We start from the raw sequence: 22,775 nt of genomic DNA, 5'->3' as shown, positions 1-22,775 counted from the left end.
ATTTATTATATGAAATTACGACTCCCTCTTACACTCCTCTCGGCTGTCCTTTATTGTTATCATTCTGAGGGGCATTCCGCCGAAGAGACTTTTTGGACGTGGCAGGGCGACGCCGACGGTACATTCGCCGAAGCATCGGGATGGCAGGACAAGAACCATTGGAATTATGCGGATGGAGCGGTTCCTGCGGATATAGAAATGGGCCCGAACTGGAGAAGCAGCGGTAATTGGGGATCAACGGTTCGCTTTAATAAAGAAGGATCGCTATCGTTTGAAAATCTGGATTTGGAAGGATGGGATTTTAAAATAGCCGTCCTTAACGGAGCCAGAATCAATCTGAAAGGGACGATTCAGAAATTACAGGGACCGAATACTGGCATTGATATCGGGGAGAATTCCAAATTGGTATGGGACATGAATATGCCCGGGAATGGTGTCGATTCCGTATTTAATATGTCGGTTCTACCCTACGAGGGGCTCGTCTTCAAACAGGGATGGAAGAGATATGGCGGGGCCGCGAATATTTCTCTGGGAACGCTGGGTAGTATCCATTCGGATGCTAGTCAGAGCGGTGGAAACATGACCTACACGTTTCATAATACGACACTTCTCCGGTATGGTGAAGAAGGGTTTAAGAGCAACGCCGGGCAGTATTTCCGTCAATGATGTTTCCATGGATGGAGATTCCAATTATATCGTCTATTCCCGTCGTCTTTGGTCCGTTGCTGATCGAGTCTCTCTGGGGGGAACCTTCGGAACGGAAAATTTCTTCAACCTGACGGATGGAGATATTGCCTTGACGGCCTCGTCAACTGCCTTGACTGCCTCGGAGAGTTCCTTGAACAAATTCTACCTGTACCGTGGAACGGATGGCGGTTTTTATGTAGACTATGCGACGACGATCGGCAATGAAGTCTCCGAGATGGTGATGACGTGGATGGGTGGTACCGCTTCCTGGAATTCGACGGGAACCAACTGGGCTGATCATACTGGAGCCGAGGTGAGTTTCTCCGATGGAAAAATTGCCCTGTTTGATGTCGGTCACGAAGGGACGGTTACGATAGAAGGGGTATTGTCCCCGTCTCTGATGAAGGTAACCGGAGGCGAGTATACGTTTGTCTCCGCTGATGCCGACTCGATGATCAATTTGGCCGGAGGCCTGTACATCAGTGGTTCCGACGATATCCCCACACATGTAACGTTTTCGAACGTTAATAAAATTACAGGTTCTGTGAGTGTTACAAACGCGACGCTGACTCTCGGTAATTTGAGCTTGAATCAAGGTACGCTCAATCTGAATGCCGCAGGATTTGGAGATTTTACTCTCAAGGCGGGCATGTCGGGAACTATTCGATTGGGAGATGGAGCTTCGATGGGAGAACTGCTGGTGACAGGAGGTTCCATACATGGGGCGACCGATTCCCAAGGGACAATTTCGGGTATTCATTTCAATGCTGCCAGCGACAATACCGCTATGGAATTGAGTGGAATTTGGGAGCTTACGAACATGGTGAATATGACACGTGGGCAACTGACCATATCCGGAGATGATACCAAGATTGTGATTAACGATAAATTCGATGTTGGAATGAACAGTTCCGGAACCAATACGATTTTGATGACAGGGGGCACTTTGCTTGTCAAGGGAGGGGGCAACTACGATTCAACAGATTTTTCCATGCAATTGTCCGATTGGGGGAAAACGACGACTTTTACTCAGGAAAAAGGGAATATTCTTCTAAAAAAACAGCTGACGGTTGCTCAGAGTGGTACGGGGGCTTTTGTGCAAAAGGGTGGATTCCTGGGGGCAGAGGGGATCAATATGGTGCGTAATGCAGCAACATCGTCCACATTGACTCTTGACGGTGGTACAATGATTCTGGGAGGTATCGGAATTCGAATGAGCGGTTCCGGTGATACGGCGATAACGCTTTCCGTCAATTTAAACGGAGGTACACTTGGAGCTTCGGCTGATTGGGATTTGTCCGTTCCTGCCAACATCGGCGGTTCCGTAACATTCGATACGACCGGCTATACGATTGATGACGATACGCTGGCCTATACCAAGGGAAACGAAGGAAAGAAAATCACTATTTCGGGGAATTTGTCCGGAGTCGGTAAAATTGCAACAGAAGGGGCCGGTTCTCTCGTATTAACGGGTACTAACACTCATTCCGGGGGGACTGTTGTCAAGTCCGGCATCCTCTCCATCAGCTCGATGGATGCCTTGGGGACGGGGATCAGTACGATTTCCCGTGGAGCCACATTGAAGGCTGAAGATTCCTTTGCCGATGCCGCCCTGACTTTGGCCGGGGGCAAGGGGATTGGAGTCGGAGCCGGGACGTCCGGCAGCGCCAATTTGACAATGGGTCTCAATATCAATGAAGGTGGTGTTTTTACGGTCGATTGCGGAGCTCTCGTTGGTCTTGCCGGAACCGATACTCCGTTGCTGGCTGTGACAGGGACGTTGACATCGTCCGGCTCTTCGCAGTTTTCTTTGGTGAATTTCGATGGTAGTGGAGTGGCCGATCTTTCCGGGGAATATATCCTGGCGACTGGAACTTTCGGCACCTGGTCAGACGGTGCGTTGGCATCGGCCTATCTGGATGTTGAAATCTCGCCCTATTATTCCTATGCGGTTTCCAAAAGCGATGGAAAGTTAGTGTTGAACGTAACGTCCAAGGAAGGGATTTTGTACTGGAACAAGGCCGATTCCGGCGTTTGGAAGGATGGAGGAGAAGCTATTTGGGTAAATCGAGGGGGAACGGCCTCAACCTACAATCCGGGTAATTCCGTTGTCTTCCGGGATTTGACGGTTGGAGATACGGGAACGACTCTGACGGTGAATCTGGAGGGAAAGCTTTCTCCCGGCTACATTGAATTTTCCAACTCGAAGGATCACTATGTCCTGACTCAGGGAAGTGCGTCAGGGGTTCTGAGCGGAACGTTCGGCATCGTCAAAAAAGGTTCCGCCTCGGTGACTCTTGCCACAGACAATTCCGGAATGTCCGGGACGATTGATCTGAAAGAAGGTTTTCTCGTAGCCGGACATGTCAATGCGTTGGGAACCGGAACATTGAAATTCAACGGGGGATCGCTTGTCCTTGGTGTCGACAATGTTGCCGTTTCAACCATTGAAGGGGTGGACGTAAAGATCGTCGTCGACGGAAACAACAGTTTTTCCTGGGCTTCCGGCAATGCATCCCTGGCTGATAGAAACCTGGTCAAGTCGGGGGACGGTTCCCTGGTCCTCAATGAAACAGCCTACTCCGGCAAGTTGACCAGCACGGGAGACGGCACCATTATCCTGAACACCAATGCTGCAACAACGATTTCCAATACGGTCGTTCTTTCCGGCAATATTGCCAAGACGGGCAGCGGTTCGTTGACGATAGACTCAAGGACATTCAGCAATTCCCAAAATCTGAATTTTGATGTTCGTGAAGGAGAACTTGTGTTGAAGGGAAATGTTTCTTCCGGTTCCTTCAATATCAATCTTAGTGGTCCCGGTGCCACATTGAAACTTGGGGATGCGGGAGAATCGATTGGCAATGTGAATGGCAAACTGACCATGGGTGCCGGATCCAGGCTTATCCTTTGGAATGGCAATTATTGGGGAACGACGTTTGGAATGGGCATTCAACTCAATACCGGAACGGATGGAATCGCCAATATTGACGGAACAGTCAGTGGCGGGACAACGGTTGGCAAAGCCATTTCCGGCCAGGGTAATTTGCAGGTAAACAATATGAGCGGCTGGTCCAACATTCTGACCTTGCCCTTAAACAATACATACGTGGGCAATACCTATATTGGTACTTCGGAAGGAGGGGGGGATGCAACCAACTTGACCTATTCAGGTGCAGTACCGGGAAGCGGCATCCTGACTCCCTGGGGGACGGGTGATGTCACGATCGGCATCGACAGAACTGTGGCCGACTGGGAGACTGCCGATACAAGCCCCACTCCCGTAACTCTGTCCGCAACGACTACCGAGACTACGGTCTACAGAATCAATAACAACGTGACTCTGCGAGCATTTGGCGGCAAGGCCTCCCTCAAGATGATGGGCAATGGAATTGCTACATTGGGAGGAATGATCTCCATCACGACGGACGGTACTAACACGACGGAAATTACGGCCGGCAATGCCCTGAAGATGGAAGGGGGCCTGTCCGGTGGAGGCGTGTTGGACATTACGCTCAAGGCTCCGGCGGAAGGTAGCGCCATGACCAGCCAATTGGAACTTACTGGTGACAATACCGCTTTCACGGGGTCGTTGAACGTGAACAATGCCCATGTAACGCTCGGATCTGCCTCCAGGAATTTCGGGGGATCGCTGACAACGGGAGGAGGCAATCTGTATATCAGTTCCGGCGGGCAAGTGATTTCCGGAGATCTTGCACTCGGAACCGGGGGGCTGATTGTGGATTCCACGGCATTGGCTTCCGGATTTGCGGCTCTGACTGTCAGCGGCAATTTGACGACTGATCCCGGTACGTTTTCCCTGACGATCGATAACTCCGGTGGGAAGCTCATCCCGGATGTGGATGGCAAGTATGTGATCCTTTCCAATGCGGGGAACAATTTGTCGACGGACAGCATATCCTGGAAGACGCAGCTTGCCCCCGATATTGCGCGTTTCTATTCGTTCCAGAATATCGATGGAAAACTCTATCTCTCCATCATGGGGCTGACGTCCGTCGTCTGGGTGGGCGATGAGATAACGGGCAACGGTACCTGGTCCAACGGTACGACAGGCTGGATGGATGGCAGTATTGAATACGTCAATAACAAGGCTGTCACGTTTACCGATATGGAATCAAGCCACTCGGTGATTACCATTGGCAGTGAAGGCAAACTGGTTGTCAACCCGGCGAGCATCGCCGTTTCATCGGACGGAACGGACTATACCTGGCAGGGCGCCGGAGCCATCGGTGACCACCCTGATCACGTGACGACTCTGCGAAAGAGTGGCAGCTCAACATTGACGATCAATCAGGGTCAGGCCAATACTTTTTCCGGCGGTACGACGCTGGAGGGAGGGGCCATCGTGCTTCAATCTGTGGGAGGCCTGGGAACGGGGGGCGTTGCCCTTCACGATGGAAACCTGGTACTTGACCGGGCGGGAGAAATCCTGACATCCGGCAATAAGCTGGCGTTCCAGGGAGGTACGTTAGTCTATTCGGCGGGATCCGCTCAAGATACATCGTCCTTGATTGACCTTGATATGTCCACGGATGCCGTCCGGGTGCATGTCCTTCAGAACGGGACATCTCCGCATAGCGTATCCTGGTCCGCCGCATGGAATGCGATCGGCAGGGATTTGATCCTCAATAACGGTCTTGAAGAAGGACAATCCGCCGGGCAGCTTAATATTGCCGTGACCGGGAGTTTGTCTTCCGGACTTACCATCGGAGCAGGAACGCTCAAGATTTCCGTGGATGGAGCAGGCACTTTATCGGGGGCCGTATCGGGAAGCGGGACGTTGATGCTCGAATCCCGGAATACGGGGAGTAGCAGGAGTACGGTTTTTGCCGGTGATTACAGTGGCTTTTCCGGTAAACTCGTCCTCATCGGACAGGATCCCCTGACGCGGAACAACCGTTATCAATTCAGCAATACAAGCCTGTTTGATCACGTGTCCGGCATCGAAGTCGATGGCTCCAACCTTTATGTGGAAGGTTCTGGTGAAATAGTAATCGGAGCGGATATGCTCATTCAGCCCGGCGGGGTTGCCTTTGACGGTAATAGCGGTCAGAGTTACAAATTGACGGGAAGCCTGAGCGGAACCGGATCCGTATTTTTTGCTGCGGACGGAGGAATCAACCAGTTGGCATTGGCGGGAGACATCAGCCGTTTCAATGGTTCCATTGCCTCCGGAACGGGATGTATGATCCTCTTGGGCGATGGTCATGATGCCGCATTGACGGAAGATGGATTCCTGACCCGGGCCGCGAGTCTGTACGGAGATGGTGCCTTTGTGTTGGACTACTCCAATGATGCCAGTCTGGGATCCATTGTCTCGGGTACTGCTGCCTTGCGCCAGGCCGGGAATGGAGTTCTCACTCTGACAGGAGCCTGTACTTCGTCCGGAACACTCACGGTGGATACCCGTGCTGTGCTTGCCGATGGCGCCTCCTGGGCTGGAGCGATGACCGGAAACGGAGAATTGACCGTATTGAATTCCCAGTCACTGGATCTGTCCCAAATCTCCGGCGGTCTGAACCTTGTCCATGGCGGCAGCGGCGTTCTCTCTATCCATACGGCTTCTCCCGGAGATTATACGGGTCATGTATCTGTGTCCGGAGGAGGAACGCTGGATCTTGGCGATCAGGCCTATAGCAATGCCATTACCATGGTGCATGGTATCCTTGCCAATGCCGGGCACGCAACCAACCTCCATATCGACGCGACCGGGCATGTGGACATGGGAGGCATTGACGGCAGCATGATCAAGAGCCTGACGAGTTCGGCGGGCATCATTTCCAACATCAACGGAAATATCTCCCTCGGATCGGCAACCATTGGTATTGGTGAGGAGAATATGGATAGTATATCCCATTCCGGGATAGCTGCCGTTGAGTTTAACCAGACCGACAGTACGCTGACGCTAGACCGGTTGACTCTGGATGTAGTCTCGATTGAGTCTTTCCTCAAGGATCACCGCGATGAGTACAAGGTTCTTGTTACGAACGGTACCCTGGCCGGAGCGGTTGCCGAAGATACGGATAACATTGCCTTTACCCCTTATCTTGCCGATCTGGGATACGACCTTCTCGAGGTGAGCGGCGGCTACGTTTCCATCGACGGCCGCACGGTTGATACTCCCTTTTCCGTCCTTTCCGACGAAGAAAAGACCATCAAAAACCCTATTTCTCTGGAACGGTATCCTTCCTTGTTTGTGAATGGCAAACTCCATATAAGGATCAAACCCGATCAGGAAATTGTTTTCAAAAAACTGCAGAGCGATTCCTGGGCGACAGAGGCATGGATTGATTTGGGGGCCGATTCCTCTATTACCGTCGTATTAAGCAATGACGGGCTTGATACGAGCTATGCAGGCAGTATAACCGGTTCCGGCAGTATCGTCAAAACGGGAGGCAATTCCCTTGCCATTGGAGGCAATGTCTCTGCCAATGGAGGGGCCGTCGATATTCGGGAAGGGAAACTTTCTATAGGCGGTTTATTTTCCACGGATGAATTGACGGTAGCGTCGTCCATGGCCGGCAAACCGGTTTCCCTCTCAATAGGAGGCGCGGCGAGCGTGACGGGGACAACAGAGGTCGGTCGCGATGCTTCGCTTGTTTTGGGCGGTAATCTGGATTCCGGCAGTCTCCGATTGACCGGCAATGGGAAGATTTCCCTCCACCAGGCCGATATCATCCTGCACGATGAAGCCGGCAGCAATGTGATCGGTTCCGGGACATCCATTTCCGGCAGTGGTTCTTTGATCCTTGCCAATGGCAGTTCTCTGACCGTATCGGGCGGTTCGTCTATCGATGCCGGCATTATCTTTGAGCTGGGCCGGAATTGGACTCTTCGTGCCGATTCGGATATTTCAATATCCGGGCTTGACGGTGACAATACCTTGTCAATTTCCAATGAATCCGTCGTGACGCTTGCAGGAGACAAGGATGCCGAATTTACCGGTACCCTGGATGCCGACAGCTTGGGCAGTATCGTCAAGACAGGCGGGAGTCGGCAAATCCTGCGCGTCTCCGCCAAGGGACTGAGCCTTGATACCCGCAATGGAGTGATGGAAATCAATCGAAAGAACGTCACTGAAAGCATGCCGGCATTTGACAGGTTAAGTGTCGGCCCTCTGGATGACGGACATGCGGAACTCCTCCTTCGTACGGATACCAAGGCAACCGAACTTGTCGTCCGGAATCATGGCGTCCTGACTCTGGGGGATGCCGATGCCGACAGGCAATATGCTCCCGTCTCTCTGTTTGTGGATGGCAATGCCGTATTTGAAGAAGGTTCCTCCCTGAGCACGATTGTTCCCAATGAGAAAGGCGGCGTCGCGGCAACGGGTACGATTACTTTGCCGAACAGCATGACTGTCAACCTTGTCAATAACGGATCAGGCAGTATTGCTACAGCGGATGACCTTGTGGTCATGATGGCCGGAGAAGGATTGATCAACGCCGGAGGTGAGGCTCTACTGGCTGGAACAGGTTTTTCCGATTGGAAGGTAACGTTGGAAAAGAGCATTTCCCTTTTCTACTCGTCCGCCAATATCCATGTCGGAGCCGACGGCAAGTCCCTGATGGCAACTCCGGTATTCAACAAGGTCAATACTCTGGAGCAATATGCCAAGAGCGACACGGCCCTGGCCGGAGCCAACATGCTTTGGTTCGCGGGCATTCAGGCGGGAGGCTCCAATCTGGACAATCTGCTCTCCTCCATTATGGATGATATTAAAGGCGGCAATGGTACCTCGGCCAGCCGCTCCATGGCTGCTTCAGCAGGCAGTACTGTTACGTCCATGAACGCGGCGCAGATGGCGGACTTCCGATACCAGCAGATGCTTATCCGCAACAGGATGACGACCATGGGACTGAATCCGGATTACAATTACGAGGGGGAACTCCCCCTATTCAATGCATGGATCCAAGGCAACGGCTCTTATAACACGCTTAATGGTGATGGGGATTTTGCCGGGTACCAGCTCAATACCTGGGGAGGAACGGCCGGCGTGGATGTCAGCGTCTCCGGAGAGCTGACGTTTGGAGCTGCCTTTACGGCATCCTATGGAGACCTGGATTCCACGGGAGCGGACTCCCTTACCGGAAATCTGGATAGTTTCTATGTCAACCTGTTCGCCCGCTATCAGCACAAGAACTGGGGACACAACTTCATGGCTACCTGCGGTCAAAATGATATCTCGGTGACCCGAAGCGTCCGTTTCGGAGCAGATTCCTACGAAGGGACTGGCGATACGAACGGCAGCAGCTGGGGGGCCATGTACGAGGTGACATACGACATCGCTTTAGATGAGAATCACTCATCCCTCCTTCAGCCCCTGGTCAATGTGAGTGTCGCATACGCCGGCATTGATGCCTACGAGGAATCCGGTGCCGGTAACGCCGGATTGAAAGTAGGGGACATGAAATGGACTACGGCAACTATTGCCGTCGGTTCCCGCCTGTTGGGGTTGATTGGCAGCAACGTGTTCGGACGTGAAACGTTGGGTGAACTCCGTGTGCAGGTGGCCCAGGACATAGGTGACGACCGTGGAGAATCCGATGTCTCCTTCCTGGGTAATCCGGGATATGGACGTACAGTGAAGGGGGCCGACATCGGAAAGACCGGCTTACAGGTCGGGGCCGGACTCAGCTTGCCGACAGGCACCAATGGAACGATTTTTGTGGAAGCCAATGCGGATATCCGCAGCGGGGCCACTTCCGCGAACGGCAGCCTCGGCTACCGGTATAACTTCTGATAAGAAGAAGCAAAAGAGAAGTCGCAAGAAAGGGGGCCGTCTTTCCGGGTGGAAGGACGGCCCCTGATATTGAGGATGGTGGCGGGTTAGTTGTCGAAGATGAAGACCCCGGAAGAATCCGTGCCGCTGGCTCCTTTGACCTCGGCTTTGATGGTGTACGAATCGAGGTTGGTTCTCAGTTTTTCAACAGGCAGGGTGTAAGTATTCCGCTTGTTTTCGATCCCGGTCCATCCCGGATGTTCGTCTACGGCAACGATCTTGCTGCCTTCGTACAGGGTAACTTTGCTGATTTCGAGAGCGCTGTTACCGCTTTTCCACAGGAATGTCGCTTTGTAAGTTCCCGGAGCGGTGATGATGCCCGAGACGTCGAATGTTAGAGTCGTGGCTCCGTCTTTCAATGTCCATTTGGGCGCATTGTGGAGTTTGGAGTAGCTTTTGGCAAGTTGACGGGCGGGTTTTTCGAATTTGTCGAAAACCTGTTGAGCTATTTGAGCCAGATTTCCTTCCGGTTTGGAGGAGTAGGATGCGGGCTGTTTTTCCCATCCGAGCTCGAATGCGTGGTCGCGGGTTCTGAAATCGCCGTCCACGGCCTTTTTGTCCAGTTTGCCTTCCAACCCCTGGCGATAGGAATCGAAGAAGAGTTGCCACCGTTTTCCGTAGAAATCCTTCATCAAGCCTGCCAGCTGGCGATGGGAATAGTCGTTGAGCCCGTCGATGTGACCGCTCCAGGTTGTGACGAGGCGTTTGCATGCCATAGCCATATTGTTTTTTTCTTCCGGTGTCCGGCCTTTGGCGATGGCTCGTTCGTACATTTGCCCGAATCGCCACTGCGGGTAGGTGCCGAGGAGTTGATCCGTGTTGTTGATCAAATCCAGGAAGAGAGAAGCTTTGGCTTCAAATTCTTTTTTGTCGCCGGAGTCATAAGCCTGCATGGCTTCTGCCAGCAGAGGTCTTGCCATATCGGAAATCATTTGGCGGAGAATATCGATGAGATCGTAGCGGAAGGTTTCCTGGCGCAGGAGTTCGGGGTTTTCTCTGGCCGCCTGCAGATAGGCGGCCGCGGCGTTGATAACGTCTTCCGTATTGTAATAGATCTGTCCCGAAGACCATGTCGAAGCTTTTTGAACATTGCGGCCGGGGCGGGCGCAAAGGATTGATTCCGTACAACCTTCCTGCATGCGCTGGGGGGAATAGACGGAACGTTCCAGAAGTTGCAGCCCTTTCAGGACAGGCTCCGGAGCGCTGCCGTAACGGTTTTGGGCATAGGTCTTCATCCATGAGGAAATTTCATCGGCTGTCTGCACTTGTTCTTTGGGGGACCACAAGCGTTGGAAGAAGAACTCGTAGTACATCGGGTTGGTTTCGACGCCTTCCGAGATTAGGCCGAGCCCTTGCAGGTTATCCTTGTTGGCAAACTGCTGCATGGCGCCGAGAGATGCGATTTTTTTCAGGCTGCCGTAGAGTCCGTGATTGCCACCGAAGTTGAGAAGTTCCGTCCATATCCACGGTGCATTCTTGTAGGCATTGGTGGAACCTTCCCGGAAAGGGGAGCTCATATCGCGGTCCAGCGCAAGAACGAGGACGTATTTTTGATTCAGGCCATCCATCAGTTCCTTGCGGGGATTGCCACCCCATGCCTGGAGGAGCCAGATACTTTGCGGGCAGGAGGCATGCATGCTTTTCTGGACGGCTGTCGCGGCATTTTGAATGTCAACTCCACCGGAATTGCCTCCTTCGTGGAAGAGGTCTCCACCCAGGGCTTTGGGGGAGATACCGTACACTTTTTGCAGGTTTTTGTACCAGATGGAGGCAACTTTGGCGAATGCCGGGCAAGTGGGGTCGAGAACGATGGGACGCGTCTGTCCGCACCATTCTCCCTGGGGAATATAATGAGCGTCTTTCCCATGGAGGTACTGCTCCAGGTCGTGGGGGACGAGTCCGACAAAGCCTTGCAATACGGGCGTCATTCCATAGGATTCCATGGCGGAGACGATAGCTTTGCCGAGCTGGGCCTCACGATCAATGACATCCTGGCTGATGGGGCCGCTCATGCCTTCCAGATTGCCCATATTCCACCAGGCGGCTGCGGACGGATTCGGGATGAAAGCTCTGATTTTATCCTCAGGATAGCCTAGATCGCGCAGAGTGAGCTGCCAAACTTTTTCCAGTCCGGCCTGGACGAGAGCTATATTGACGCCGTTGAGAGCCATTCGGTCGATTTCCGCCTGCCATTCCTTCGGCCCCCAGAAGCCCATGGTGTAGGAGAGCGTGCAGTAATTGTAAGCGTAGCGCCATTTCCACGGGCTTTTGACCTCGATGGGGGTTTGTGGCATAATGGCCTTGTTCGGGATGTCCATCCTGTTGCCGTTCCACGACCAGTGGACTCCGAGGACATGACGGAGGTAGTAGCCGTATCCGGCAGTCAGTTCGTTGACATTGCCGGCGGTGATGGAAACGAATCCTCCGGTGGATGGAGTGATTCTGAATCCATTCATGGAAGGATCGATTTGTAACTTGAATTGCTTGGCCAATTGCGGTGTTGTGCGGGCAATGAGTGCAGAGACGGAGGCGGGAACGGCGGCTGCGGAAGCTATGACCGGAGTGACTGCGGAAGCCGCAAGAAAACATGAAGTAAGCAGGGAATAAGACATAAAAGAGCTTTCGCTGGGATAATCTGCCCTATATATGGGCAAAAGTTGCTCTGTCTGCAATGTCAATCTGGAAGGATGGCGGTCATACTGCCGTGAATGGGGTTGTGTTGTTTCTTCCGAATCTGTAGAACTGGGGGAAGGAAGGGATTCTGGAGTCCTGAGAGCTGATGAGATGATGTTGTCCCCAAACCACCGCAAGAAACCGGGTCGACGGAGGAAACTCCGGGCGGACTTGTCTACGATTGTCTTTCTGATTCTTGCCTTGATTGTTCTTCCGTTCTACCTGGAAGACAGCAGTTCCGGCTGGACGGAAGAGACTCCGCCTGTTTCAGGTGTGCTCCGGGAGGATTCTCCCAAAACAACTCCGGTGCGAAGGAACGGATCCGGGCATTCATCGCGAAAGGCGGTGACGGGAAAAAACAGCCCCGTCCGCTTCCTTCACATGAATGTTCAGAATTACTTTGTAGCCGGGGAACCGGTAAGAAGCCGGTATAAGATTTCCGAGAAACCGGATGTTGCCCGGGATGCCGTTGCATCCGTGATTGCTTCTGCGGAACCGGATATTGTGGGATTGTGCGAAATCGGCGGAAGTCATGCTTTGGAGGATTTGAAAAAACGCCTGGAGGCCCGGGGCAGGGAATACCCGTATGCTGTTGTTCTGGAACGTCCCGGCGAACCGCGCGGCCTGGGGGTGTTGTCTGTCTATCCCATCACGAAAAATGCTTCCCGGCGTGACGTGCCGTTGCCTGGCGGCGGCGGTACGGGAGGCATGATGCTCCGCGGAATTCTGGATGTGGTGGTTCGAGTGGATGATGGGCGGGAATTCCGGATTTTGGAAGTACATCTCAAATCAAAATTTAATGAAGACGACAGGGCTTTGGCGTTACGCCGGAGAGAGGCGATGGCTTTGCGCCTGTATCTTGACTCGATCATGAAGGGTGATTCGGATGAACCGGTTGTCGTTGCCGGGGATTTCAACGACGGCACGGCGGAAGCAGCTGTTTATCTGGTCCGCGGGTCTCAAAACAGTCCGTCCGGCATGCAGCTTTTGAAACCCGTCGATTCCCGAGGGACGTCATGGACGATATTCCATGACGAAGGTGATAGTTACCATGCCTATGATCATATCCTGATCAACAAGATCCAGAAGAAACGAATGGGGCGTTCCGGTTCCCTGGGGATTGTCGATATCCCGGAATCTGCGGAGGCAAGCGACCATCGCGCCATCTGGGTCGATTTGCGTTGAAAGCGTATCATTGTTCGAGGATTGGGATCAGAAAAAACCGGACTGCCTCCCATGATGAGGTGCAGCCCGGTTCGCCGGTAGTAGTGTTGGCGCTGTTGAGAGAAAATTGATCAGTCTCCGAAGAAGTCGTCGTCGGCCTTCTTGGGAGGGGTGGCTCCGGATTTTCCTGGATCGTCCTGCTTGGTCTCCTGGCCAGTGATTTCGACCGGGGGCTTGGGCTGCTGGGCGGGAACCGGAGTCTCCGAAACTTCATCGGTGATTTCCACCACCTTCGGAGCAGATGGCTTGCCCGCATTTTTGGAGGTTTCGGACGAAGGTGCATTTCTGGGTGGAAGAGGACCGTCGTAAACGAAATCGGAATCGTCATGCTTCGGTATCTGCCGGGGGACAGGTGGCGTTGAAGGCACTGAAGCAGAGGAAGAATTGCCGGAGGTCATGGCTAAAGAATCGGTTTCTCCATCTGTATTTTCTCCGGAAAGGATAGCAGTCAGTTCCTGGATTTTATTATTCTGTTCCCGTGTATCTTTGATTGCCCGGATCATGGAAAGCATATTGGCGCTGGCTGTTGCTTCGTCGCCTATTTTGTAACAATCCACTTCGCAGTTCCATCTCAGTGAATTGATAGCTTTCATGGATGCTTCGGCGATGTCGTTTTTGGCCGGAGTACCTCCCTGGGTATGCTTGGAACCGGTTGTTTTCTTCCTTCTGTCATCTCCAATCCCCAGGAAGGTTGCTGCTTCTTCCTCTTTGGTGTTGGAGAAGGCCAGTTCGAGTGAGATCCTCTTGTTCCATGCACTTCTCAATCCCGAGATGTTGGCGGCATTACGGTATTGCGGAAAAATGATCTGTTCAAAGACTGCATTGACGTCGAAAATGGACGTGGGCCATCTGGCTGCCTGGATACCGTTGACCTTTAAAACACGTCCAACGGGACCGCTCAGGATACTGCCCTGCATGTCTCCCCGGAATTTCTTCAAATCCTTATAGTCTGCAGCAATTGTATTGAGCATGCTCAATGCCTGGCTGGAGTATTGGGAGAAGTCGGGGTTCTCGGATTTGTTTTTAGCTGCCTGAAGGGTGAGAACGGCCCATTGGCACTGGTATTTCAGAATGCGCTTGAAAGCGGAACTGGTAAGACGGTCTTTGTTTTTGTCCTTCCATTCTCTCCAGTCTTTGTCTTTCCTCTCTTTGTCCTCGAAGTTGATTTTCTTGTAGGATTTTTCGTAGAGGTCGGATGCTGCGTTTTCATCCATGGCGGCAGCGGCGAGTACTTTCAACGCCTCTCGGACATTTTTGTCTTCGGCGGATTCATTCCCCTGGAGAATATTTTCCAGAGTATCAAGGAGTTTTTGCTTATCCTCTTCCGACAGGCCTTCGGCATGGACGAACCCGGAAGTGAGGAGGCAAAGCGCAAGAAGGCATGGGCCGAATTTCATAGTGTAAGATATTAGAGATATGCTCCTGTGGAAGCAAGGGGGAAATGCGGGAAGAGTGGATTATTTTCACTTCTTCCGGGGAAACGTTCGAGAGAGAACCTTAATCTCCGTTCAGCAATCTGCCCAGTGGGCAATGAGAGCATCAAGAGCCCGATCAAGCATATCTCCTACCTGCCTGTAGGCCGCCGCCCCCCTTCCGATGGGATCGGGGATGTCTTTGTTGTCCGCCCAGGCGGTGACAAGGTGCATTTTATGGATATATTCGGGGAAATGGTGTCCCAGGATGACGAGATGTTCCCGGGTAAGGCAAAGGATGTCTGTGGACTCACGAAGCATGGATTCCGTTATTTTACGGCTGGAAGGGATGGTGAGCCATGGGGCGCGTTCGAGGAGAATCTGTCGTGTTTCCCGGCTGACTGGAGCCCCGTCGCAAGCGGCTAATCCGGCCGAAGCGGCGGTCCATTCGGGATACTTTGCGGTTTTTATGCGGAATAGTCCTTCTGCCATGGGACTTCTGCATGTGTTGCCCGTACAGACGAAGAGAACTTTGTGGAAGGAGGGATGTGACATGGAGAGAAGATGTCTGGAAGTGGTAGAAGTCAGCGTTTTGTCTTGTTGCCCTGATCCTCTTTTTCTTCTTGGGAACGATGGGGAATGGGGATTTCTTCCGGTTCGTGGAACTCCGGTTCCTCCATGGGCATTTCCGGAGCGTTCTCTTCCTGTTCATCCGGCTCGGCATTTTCCGAAGGCGAAACCGCGCCTGCTGGATGCGGGACGATAGCCGGTTTCACGAAGAAAGAGCAGGCGGCGACGAACAGGCAGGCGATGGTAGCAGGAATGAAGGGAAACCATTCATAATCGTGCAGGAACAAAATGATGGCTGCCAAAATCGGAATGGCAATGGAAATCCCGAGAAGGGTTTTCCTGATGGGACCGGAAAAATGCAGGGCGAAAATGGCGATAATGAGAATATCAATCAGCAGGATCCATTGTGTTAATTGACTGGATTGTGGGAAGAGCAGCGGTGGCTGTTCCGTGATGCCGGAGAGGAGATTACGAATGGTCTGGGCGGAAAGGAGGGCTTCTTTCGAGGGGCCGGTTGCAATGGTTGACGGTTCTTCCACGAGGGTACAGGCCGCTTTCTTGAGGAGTTTGGAGATTGCTGTTTTCTCCATGGTGAGGGAATTCCGGGGGAGTCCGTCAATGGTGATGATATCGGCCAGGCTGATCGGAATGCCATTGGTATCCGGTCTGAGGCGGATGCGGCCTGCCGTGTCGATAGGAATGTTCTTTTTGTCGCCTAAACGAAGTTGTCCTCCCAGGTGGACATGGATGTCTTCCAGCTTCAGGTTCAAGACATCCAGGGCCGCCATTAGAGGCAGAGTGGGGAGAACGGCTTCTCCCCAGCGGACAAACAACGGGGATGACTTGCCTCCTGCCCCCATTTCTCGGAACAGGGCATCGTTTTCAATGACCGAGGGTACGCTCCATTTCTGGATCGGAAGCTGAGGAGTTTCTCCGACGAGTTTGTTGGCCGGTGGTAGCTGACTGGTGGAACCGGCTATTTGTCCGGGCTTGATAATGAGTGATTTCCAATTCTCGGGCAGAGCTTCTTCCCGGGCGGACAGGGTAAGTGCCCGACCGACTGCCAGGGTCTTGTACGACGCCAGCTCATGCATGACGGCGTCTTTGACAAAGACGTCCGGGTTTTGTTCCCAGTAAAGAGGACTCATTAGCGCAAGTTTGCCGACTCCCTGGCAATGAAGCTGGTAAAAGAGCACTGCCATGTCCATGGGGGCGGGGGGGTAACTCGCAAAGGTGTCGGCGACGGCATCCTTGTAGAGGGTGACGACAGGGACTTCAGGCGGGGTGTCGTAGTCGAACGGGGTTGCCTTGTAATTACCCTGCTTATCGAGGCCATCCATGCGCAGATTGATGTAATCTCCTCCATACATCCATTGGATGGGAGCCTGGTACATCCATGCATGCATGGAATCCGAGAAGTACCCGGCCAGGAGGCTGATGCCGATGGCTACGTGGAAGATAGCCAGATAAATAAATGAACGGAAACTTAGCATGAAGGCAGATGGTCGTATGCTGAGTGAATGGCCGGGACAAGCAGGTGCTCCAGCGGCGAAGATTGGGAGAGTTCCCTGAGAATGTCAAGAGCTGGCTTTAACTGGGCCGCATACCATGGGTGTCCGGCGAGACCGTAACGGGCGAAGGCTGCCGTAGCTTGCATGATTCTTTGCAAGGCGCACAGTTGGAGAAGAGTTCGGTTGACTGAGGCGCCCGTGATGCGTTCCCAGTGCGAGAGAAGGATATCCCTCTCGGTTGCGGAAAGTCCGGCGTAGGGATCGTAAATGAGGGAAGCAAGGTCGTATTCCGCCAAGCCATACCGCATTCCTTGAAAGTCGATGAGCCAGGCCTTGCCATGGATGATGTGGATATTCTGCGACTGGAAATCGCGATGGATCAAACAGCGGGGGAGGGAGGCCAGGTCTTCGGCTAATTGACGTCTGGCCGGGTTCTCGAGAAAGAAAGAGGGATTTTGTCCGCACATGGAGGCGATGACATGTTCGGCAAAGTATTCCTGTTCCCAAAGGTAGAGAGATGCATCGAAGGGCTGCTGGAGGGTAGGGACTGCGGCTGCATCCAGACTGTGCAGGAGATGAACTTGTTCCATGGCTGAACCATAAGCGGCCGATTTTGTTGCCCAATGGGCGGATTTGAGTCCCAGTAGGTTTTGATCGCCCAGATCTTCCGCCAAGGCGGCTCCGGAACCCGTGGGTTGTTCTGTAGCGGTCAGCAGGGCCGGTACTCTCAGACCATGCGATTTCAAGAAACGGGCTGCTGTGATGAACGCTGCGTTGTCGGGGCGAACTCCCGTCCAGTGAATGCCGATGCAGGATGTCTGACCTTCCGGTGGGACGATGCGGACAATTGTCCTCCCGGAAGCTCCCTGGGTAATGGGGTACAAAGCCAGGCATTCCGGTGAATTCCTGTAATATGCTCCGGCCATTTCTGCAAGGATTTTTTCCGGTGCGATGGTGTCGGATGGAAGGACGGAAATCATGGATTGATGCCGGAAGTGGAAACGGCGCAGGAAGATAGGGAGAACTCAGAAAAGCTGGGTGATGATGATTTCCCCATCAAGGTCAAACCAGCCGGAACCTTTCGTGTCGATGACGAGTGTGATGTTCGAGGGAACGTTATGATCTGCCAGCGTCAACATGAAGTCTCTCCGGTTCTTGTCCTTTTGTTCGGAGGTGATTTCGGCCAGAACGCGATTGCCGGACATGAACCGGGCGTTACGGAAATCAGCCCCTCCCCGCTTGACTTTGCATTCGATGCGGTATGTTCCGGCGACTTTGACTTTGTCGCGGACATTGAGTACAAGAGGAGAGAATTCCGGTCGCAACAATTTGCCGTTCAGTCGGTTGTTCTTCATGATGACGGGTTTGGCAAAATAGTTGTAGTAAGCCATGGCTCCGCGTCCCATATCCGTTTTGGGATCGACCTTGACGATATTCTGGAGGGAGGAGAGCATGGCTTGTTTATTGTTATTGTCTCCTCGGGCGAGGACGAAGTAGCCGGCCATGATTTTTTGGCGCTCTTCCGGGGTAAGTCCGGGAATGGATAAACGTTGTTCGATGAGCTTTTTGGCTTCTTCCGGCTTTTTCTCATCAAAGACGAGGTGGCAGACTTTTTCGATAAAACCGAGGAAACTGCTTTCATGCTTGAAGCGGAATCCCTTGGTATCGTCTTTGTCCAGATTGCGGATTTTATCCAGTATATCGCGGCGCGTTTTGGCGACGGAGCGCGGGAAAAGGCTCAATCCTTTGTCGTATAAAGCGAGGGCTTCATCGGGAGATTTGCTTTCTTCCGCCTTCTTGAACAATTCTTCTGCCTCCTTACCATTTTTAATGGCTTTCGGAATATTGGAGAGAACGTTTTGCAGGTTTTTCAGGTTAACTCCATCCGATGAGAAGAGAAGCTGTTTATCCGGTGTGTATACCTGGATGGCTGGAATGTTCCAGACATTGACGGGAGGCCTGCTCTTTTTGTCGGCTTCCTGTTCTTCCGGAGTCATGGTGCCTTTGTCGTCGTAAACGGCCCAAACGGCATCGGTCGTTGTGGTTTTAGACTTTTTTTCTACTTCTTCGACGACTTTCGGAGCCAGTTTGGACCAATCGGAACCGTTCCAGACGACAACGATGTTTTTATTTTCCTTCTTGCCTGTTTCGAGTGCGTCGGGGAAAGATGCAAGTTCCGCTTGGCAGAGAAGTGCTGTAGCTGCCAATAGGGTCAGGAATCCTTGGAAGATGTGCATATGCGGAAGGTGGTTTGTGTGAAATGATGAAAAGGAACGCCCGGCTATTTGGCGAAGATGAGGAAGTGCTTCAGATGCAGGAAGTTGGGTTCAGTGTCGTTGATGGCCTCAAACCGTATCCATTTGGCCTTGCGACCTTCTGCTGGAGCTTCGAGCCGCCATTCGGACTGCATGTTGTCCGTTTCTCCCATTGGGAACCATGTGGCTCCGTCCACGGATGTTGATACTTTTGCCTTCTTGATGCGGTCCTGCGAACCATCCGCCTTGCTGACAATGACGCCTGAGAGATTAACTGTGTTCGGAAGTTCGGCGATGACGTAAGGCTGGCTTTCTTTGTCGGTATGATTGAAGCCACCGCATGGTTTCAACATGTCCATGTGCTCCCAAGGTCTGTCCCAGCCGCTGGTGGATGACACGCGGATCATGCCGGACGGCGGTACGAGTTTGCCTGGCAGCGGCTCGGATTTGTATGTCCTCTCTTCAGCCTTGGGTGGAGTAAGCATGAGAGCTGCCTTTGTCAAGGCCTGGAAAGCAGGAATGGAATGAGCCTGTTCAGCCGCAAAAATCGCTTTGCTGTAGGCTTCCTTGAGAGATTTGGTACTCTTTTCGTCCTGAGCGGACTTGGATTGGGCGGCAGAAGCCGCAGCAACCGTGAAAGCCTTGTTGAAAAGGGCATCCTGCTGACCGTTGACAAATGTTTTGACCGCCCATTCCAGGACCTGTCCGAAGTTGGTGGTGTCCTTGGCATTGAGGTGGCGTGAGAAGACTGCTTCCAGGAATTGTTCCCTCCCTTGGTCTGAGTCGATGTTGGCGAGCTGGGAATCGAGGATGGAGTCGATTTTGACTGCCCACGAGGTACGGGTTCCGGCCAGGATGTCGTGGACTCCCCGGTACCATTTCAAGCGGTCTTGTTCCGGGATGGCAGCGATGAATTGCTCTTCGGCGGGCCGCAGAGCTTCCAGAGCAGCATAGCCGTTGCCTTCGTAGTAGGGCAAGGCTTCTTCTGCGTATTCAAGCCAGTCCTGAGGGGTCATTCCTCCTTTTTCGATGAGCTGTTTCTGCTGGAGTTGGCGGAAGACCGGCTGAACGGGAGAGTAGGAAATGGCTTTGTCAATGGCTTCCAAGGCTTTGTCCTTGTCTCCGGCTTGCTGCAGGGCGGAGGCCTGGCGGGCATACCGGTAGGCGTGGTCGATTGTTTTGTCGTCGCCGAATACCGTTTCCATCAGCATATACGAAGTAGGAGCCTGGGAACCGAAAATGTGGTTGTGCATCCCTCCGTCCGGACCGCCGAAACCGCCTTGCCAGTCGTTGCGTTTGGCCCGCACGGCGTAGGCGCAGTGGCCGGGCTGTCCGACCGTGTAGGTTGGCATGCCGTGTGCGGCGGCACAGAGACTGCCGAAAGTGGAAAGACCTCCGCAGACACCTCCGTGAAGTTTGGTATTTTCCGCCTGACCGTACATGTCGCGCCATGGAGCGTAGAAGAGGGGACCTTGAATCGTGTCCCCGAAGGTATTGGTTCCCGTGTAGTCGGCAAACCAGCAGGCGTCTGTATAACGTCTCCAGGGGATATTGACGTTTTGCATGGCCCATTCGTACGATTCGTCGTCCCAAGGATGTCCGGCGACGAAGCGAATTTCCCACGGGCGGAGCTTCAGAAAGTCGGGGTGGAGACGTCCCTGCTTGTGATAAGTCTTAAAGAATTTGTAGCGGTTAAGCGGGTTGCAGACGTCATCATTCCGTTCCATGTTCTCAGCTGTAGGGCCGACGCTCCAGATATTGGCAATGCCGGTAGCCAGAGGAAGATATGTACGGAAGTCGGGGGATTTGCCGTCAAACTTCCAGATTTCTTCCAGAACCTCAAGTCCTTTGGTCGTTTTTTCAGGGATTAATCCGGCGCCGAGGTAGAGTTCCAGCCATTCCGGATCATTGAGGAATTCTTTCATGAATGCCTGGGCTTGAGGGGAAGAACGATGGTATTTGATCAGTTCCGAAGGTGTGGTGGCATTGATCAGTTCAGCAACGGACAGGAGATGGCTGTACCGGGGATCGGCCATGGGATCGTCGCTTTTGTCGCTCATGGCTTTGATGCCGTCCAGAACCGCTTTTTGAAGGCCGGCATAGTCGCCTGACGCGATTTTGGAAAGAAATGCAGAAGGAAGGCGCGATTTGCGGATGTCGAGAGCCGGAACGGGAGGAATCGGCTTTTTAACATGTTCTATCTGGGGGACGGAGTCAGCCTTGATCTCTTGTTGTTCCGTGGCATTGTCTTGAGACGGAACAGGGGAGACAGCCTGTGTATTTTTGGCAACGGAGGGGCCCGAAGGAACCTTGCTGACGGTATCTGCAGGGCGAGGTGTGGCCTTGACGATCTCGCCGGTGGGTGGAGCCGTGGATGTTCCGGATGTTTTGCCCGCTGCTTCTTTGCTCTGCAGCATGCGGTCAAGAAGGGGAATCATGCCATTGTCGTAGGCATACCAACCGCCGCCAATCAGGGCGGCCAGAAGGATGAGTCCGGTGAGGGCTCGGGCACCGGAACCTTTTTTCCTGCTCTTCTGCCGTGAGGATGGATGCGCGGGTCTGGGAGATTTTGTTGCGGAGGAGGCTGGTTTTTTAGGAGCGGCAGAAACCCGCTGAGCATGTTCAGGGTGCTCTATGTCCATCCCCCATGCTTCGGCGGACTGGTACCTTGTGGATAAGTCCGGAGCCATGGCCTTGTCGATTGTTGCCAGGAATGCGCGGGAGTATTCCCGTGTGAGATCCTCTATGGAAGCCAGAGGAACGAGTGTGTCGTTGAACAGGCGGGTATCTCCTCTCTGCGGCATGGTACCGGTGAGCAGATAGTAAATAGAAGCACCAAGGCTGTACAAATCCGTCCAGGGACCGAGTTTGTTAGTAAGTCCCAGCATGAGTTCTGGTGCGACGAAGTCTTCAGTAGCCTGGGCTGCGGTCGTTTGCGGCATGTCCATGCTCCGCATGCAACCAAAGTCGATCAGGACAGGGACACCGCTGTCGGTGATCAGGATATTGGCCGGCTTGATGTCACGGTGGAGTATGTTTTGGGAATGAAGGCAGGTCAGAGCATCCAGGATGCCCTTGAGGAGGATCCGGCATTGTTTTTCCGGAATCCTTTTGCCGTGTTCCTTGAAGCCGTATCTCTGCAGATTATTGGCACCGAGGTAGGGCATGGTGAAGTATGCTGTGCCGTTAGCTTCGAAGACATTGAGTATTTCGACAATATTCGGATGATGGATGGAGGCGAGCTTGCGGGATTCTTCCAGAAAGTTTTTTTGCGTTTTGAGGAAGTTGTCTTTCGTATTGTCGGACAGGGGATGAATGGTACCGCTGACGGTATCGCGGACAGCGAATGCGCGGGGAAAATTTTCTTTGATAACGACTTGGTGTTCCGTTGACGTGTCTGTTGCCAGGTAGGTAACTCCGAACCCTCCTGCTCCAAGGATCCTTTCGATCCTGTAGGAAAGCAACATGGCTCCGGGGTTTAGATGGATGCTTGTGGAGGAAGTATCGTTGGTCATGGTTTTACCTGCTTGGAATGAGACGTGCCCAGTATCATTCATGAATCCTTCTTGTCCGCAAGCATAAACTTGAGAACAGGAGGGGATGGGCAACCGGATGCTCCTGTTTCGAATGGCGGAAGAGA

Annotated in this window: 10 protein-coding genes; 3 read left to right on the top strand and 7 right to left on the bottom strand. The window is 53.0% G+C overall.

The annotated features are described in order from the left end of the window. The first annotated feature begins 9 nt into the window (after positions 1-9). Together QET40_RS10825 and QET40_RS10820 are read left to right on the top strand one after the other, a co-directional pair. Positions 10-666, top strand: coding sequence for a hypothetical protein (locus tag QET40_RS10825; RefSeq protein WP_280127189.1), 657 nt, complete (start codon positions 10-12; stop codon positions 664-666). After that, positions 617-9,451 carry an autotransporter-associated beta strand repeat-containing protein gene (locus tag QET40_RS10820; protein WP_280127188.1) on the top strand — a complete coding sequence of 2,945 codons (8,835 nt, stop codon included), beginning with the start codon at positions 617-619 and terminating at the stop codon, positions 9,449-9,451. Before QET40_RS10825 ends, QET40_RS10820 begins: the two co-directional genes overlap by 50 nt. 86 nt (positions 9,452-9,537) lie before the next feature. Here QET40_RS10820 and QET40_RS10815 read toward each other — a convergent pair whose 3' ends face one another. After that, the gene (locus QET40_RS10815) at positions 9,538-12,102 is read right to left on the bottom strand and encodes an alpha-N-acetylglucosaminidase (protein ID WP_280127187.1); all 2,565 of its coding nucleotides are present in this window, start codon (positions 12,100-12,102) and stop codon (positions 9,538-9,540) included. Between the two features lie 34 nt (positions 12,103-12,136). Here QET40_RS10815 and QET40_RS10810 point away from each other — a divergent pair, with 34 nt between their 5' ends. Further along, entirely contained in the window at positions 12,137-13,348 is a 1,212-nt protein-coding gene (locus tag QET40_RS10810) for an endonuclease/exonuclease/phosphatase family protein (protein ID WP_280127186.1), read from the top strand. 110 nt (positions 13,349-13,458) lie between these two features. Here QET40_RS10810 and QET40_RS10805 read toward each other — a convergent pair whose 3' ends face one another. The 6 genes from QET40_RS10805 to QET40_RS10780 form a co-directional block, all read right to left on the bottom strand. Then, positions 13,459-14,784 carry a hypothetical protein gene (locus QET40_RS10805; protein WP_280127185.1) on the bottom strand — a complete coding sequence of 442 codons (1,326 nt, stop codon included), beginning with the start codon at positions 14,782-14,784 and terminating at the stop codon, positions 13,459-13,461. Positions 14,785-14,895: 111 nt separating this feature from the next. Continuing rightward, on the bottom strand, positions 14,896-15,354 hold the full coding sequence (locus tag QET40_RS10800; RefSeq protein ID WP_280127184.1) for a hypothetical protein: 459 nt from the start codon (positions 15,352-15,354) through the stop codon (positions 14,896-14,898). 29 nt (positions 15,355-15,383) lie between these two features. Continuing rightward, positions 15,384-16,862: a hypothetical protein gene (locus tag QET40_RS10795; RefSeq protein ID WP_280127183.1), complete on the bottom strand. Its 1,479-nt coding sequence runs from the start codon at positions 16,860-16,862 to the stop codon at positions 15,384-15,386. Then, positions 16,856-17,860 (bottom strand): phosphotransferase, encoded by a 1,005-nt coding sequence (locus QET40_RS10790; RefSeq protein WP_280127182.1) that lies wholly within the window; start codon positions 17,858-17,860, stop codon positions 16,856-16,858. The genes QET40_RS10795 and QET40_RS10790 overlap by 7 nt, the downstream gene beginning before the upstream one ends. Before the next feature lie 45 nt (positions 17,861-17,905). Beyond that, a complete protein-coding gene (locus QET40_RS10785; protein WP_280127181.1) occupies positions 17,906-19,117 on the bottom strand; it encodes a hypothetical protein in 1,212 nt (403 codons plus the stop codon). 44 nt (positions 19,118-19,161) lie between these two features. Further along, the gene (locus QET40_RS10780) at positions 19,162-22,650 is read right to left on the bottom strand and encodes a protein kinase (RefSeq protein ID WP_280127180.1); all 3,489 of its coding nucleotides are present in this window, start codon (positions 22,648-22,650) and stop codon (positions 19,162-19,164) included. Positions 22,651-22,775: the final 125 nt, after the last annotated feature.

Origin of the sequence: Akkermansia sp. N21169 (assembly GCF_029854675.1) — a bacterium.
Lineage (GTDB): Bacteria > Verrucomicrobiota > Verrucomicrobiia > Verrucomicrobiales > Akkermansiaceae > Akkermansia.
Note: the sequence above shows the minus strand (reverse complement) of the source record. Positions and strands in the feature narration are given on the sequence as shown.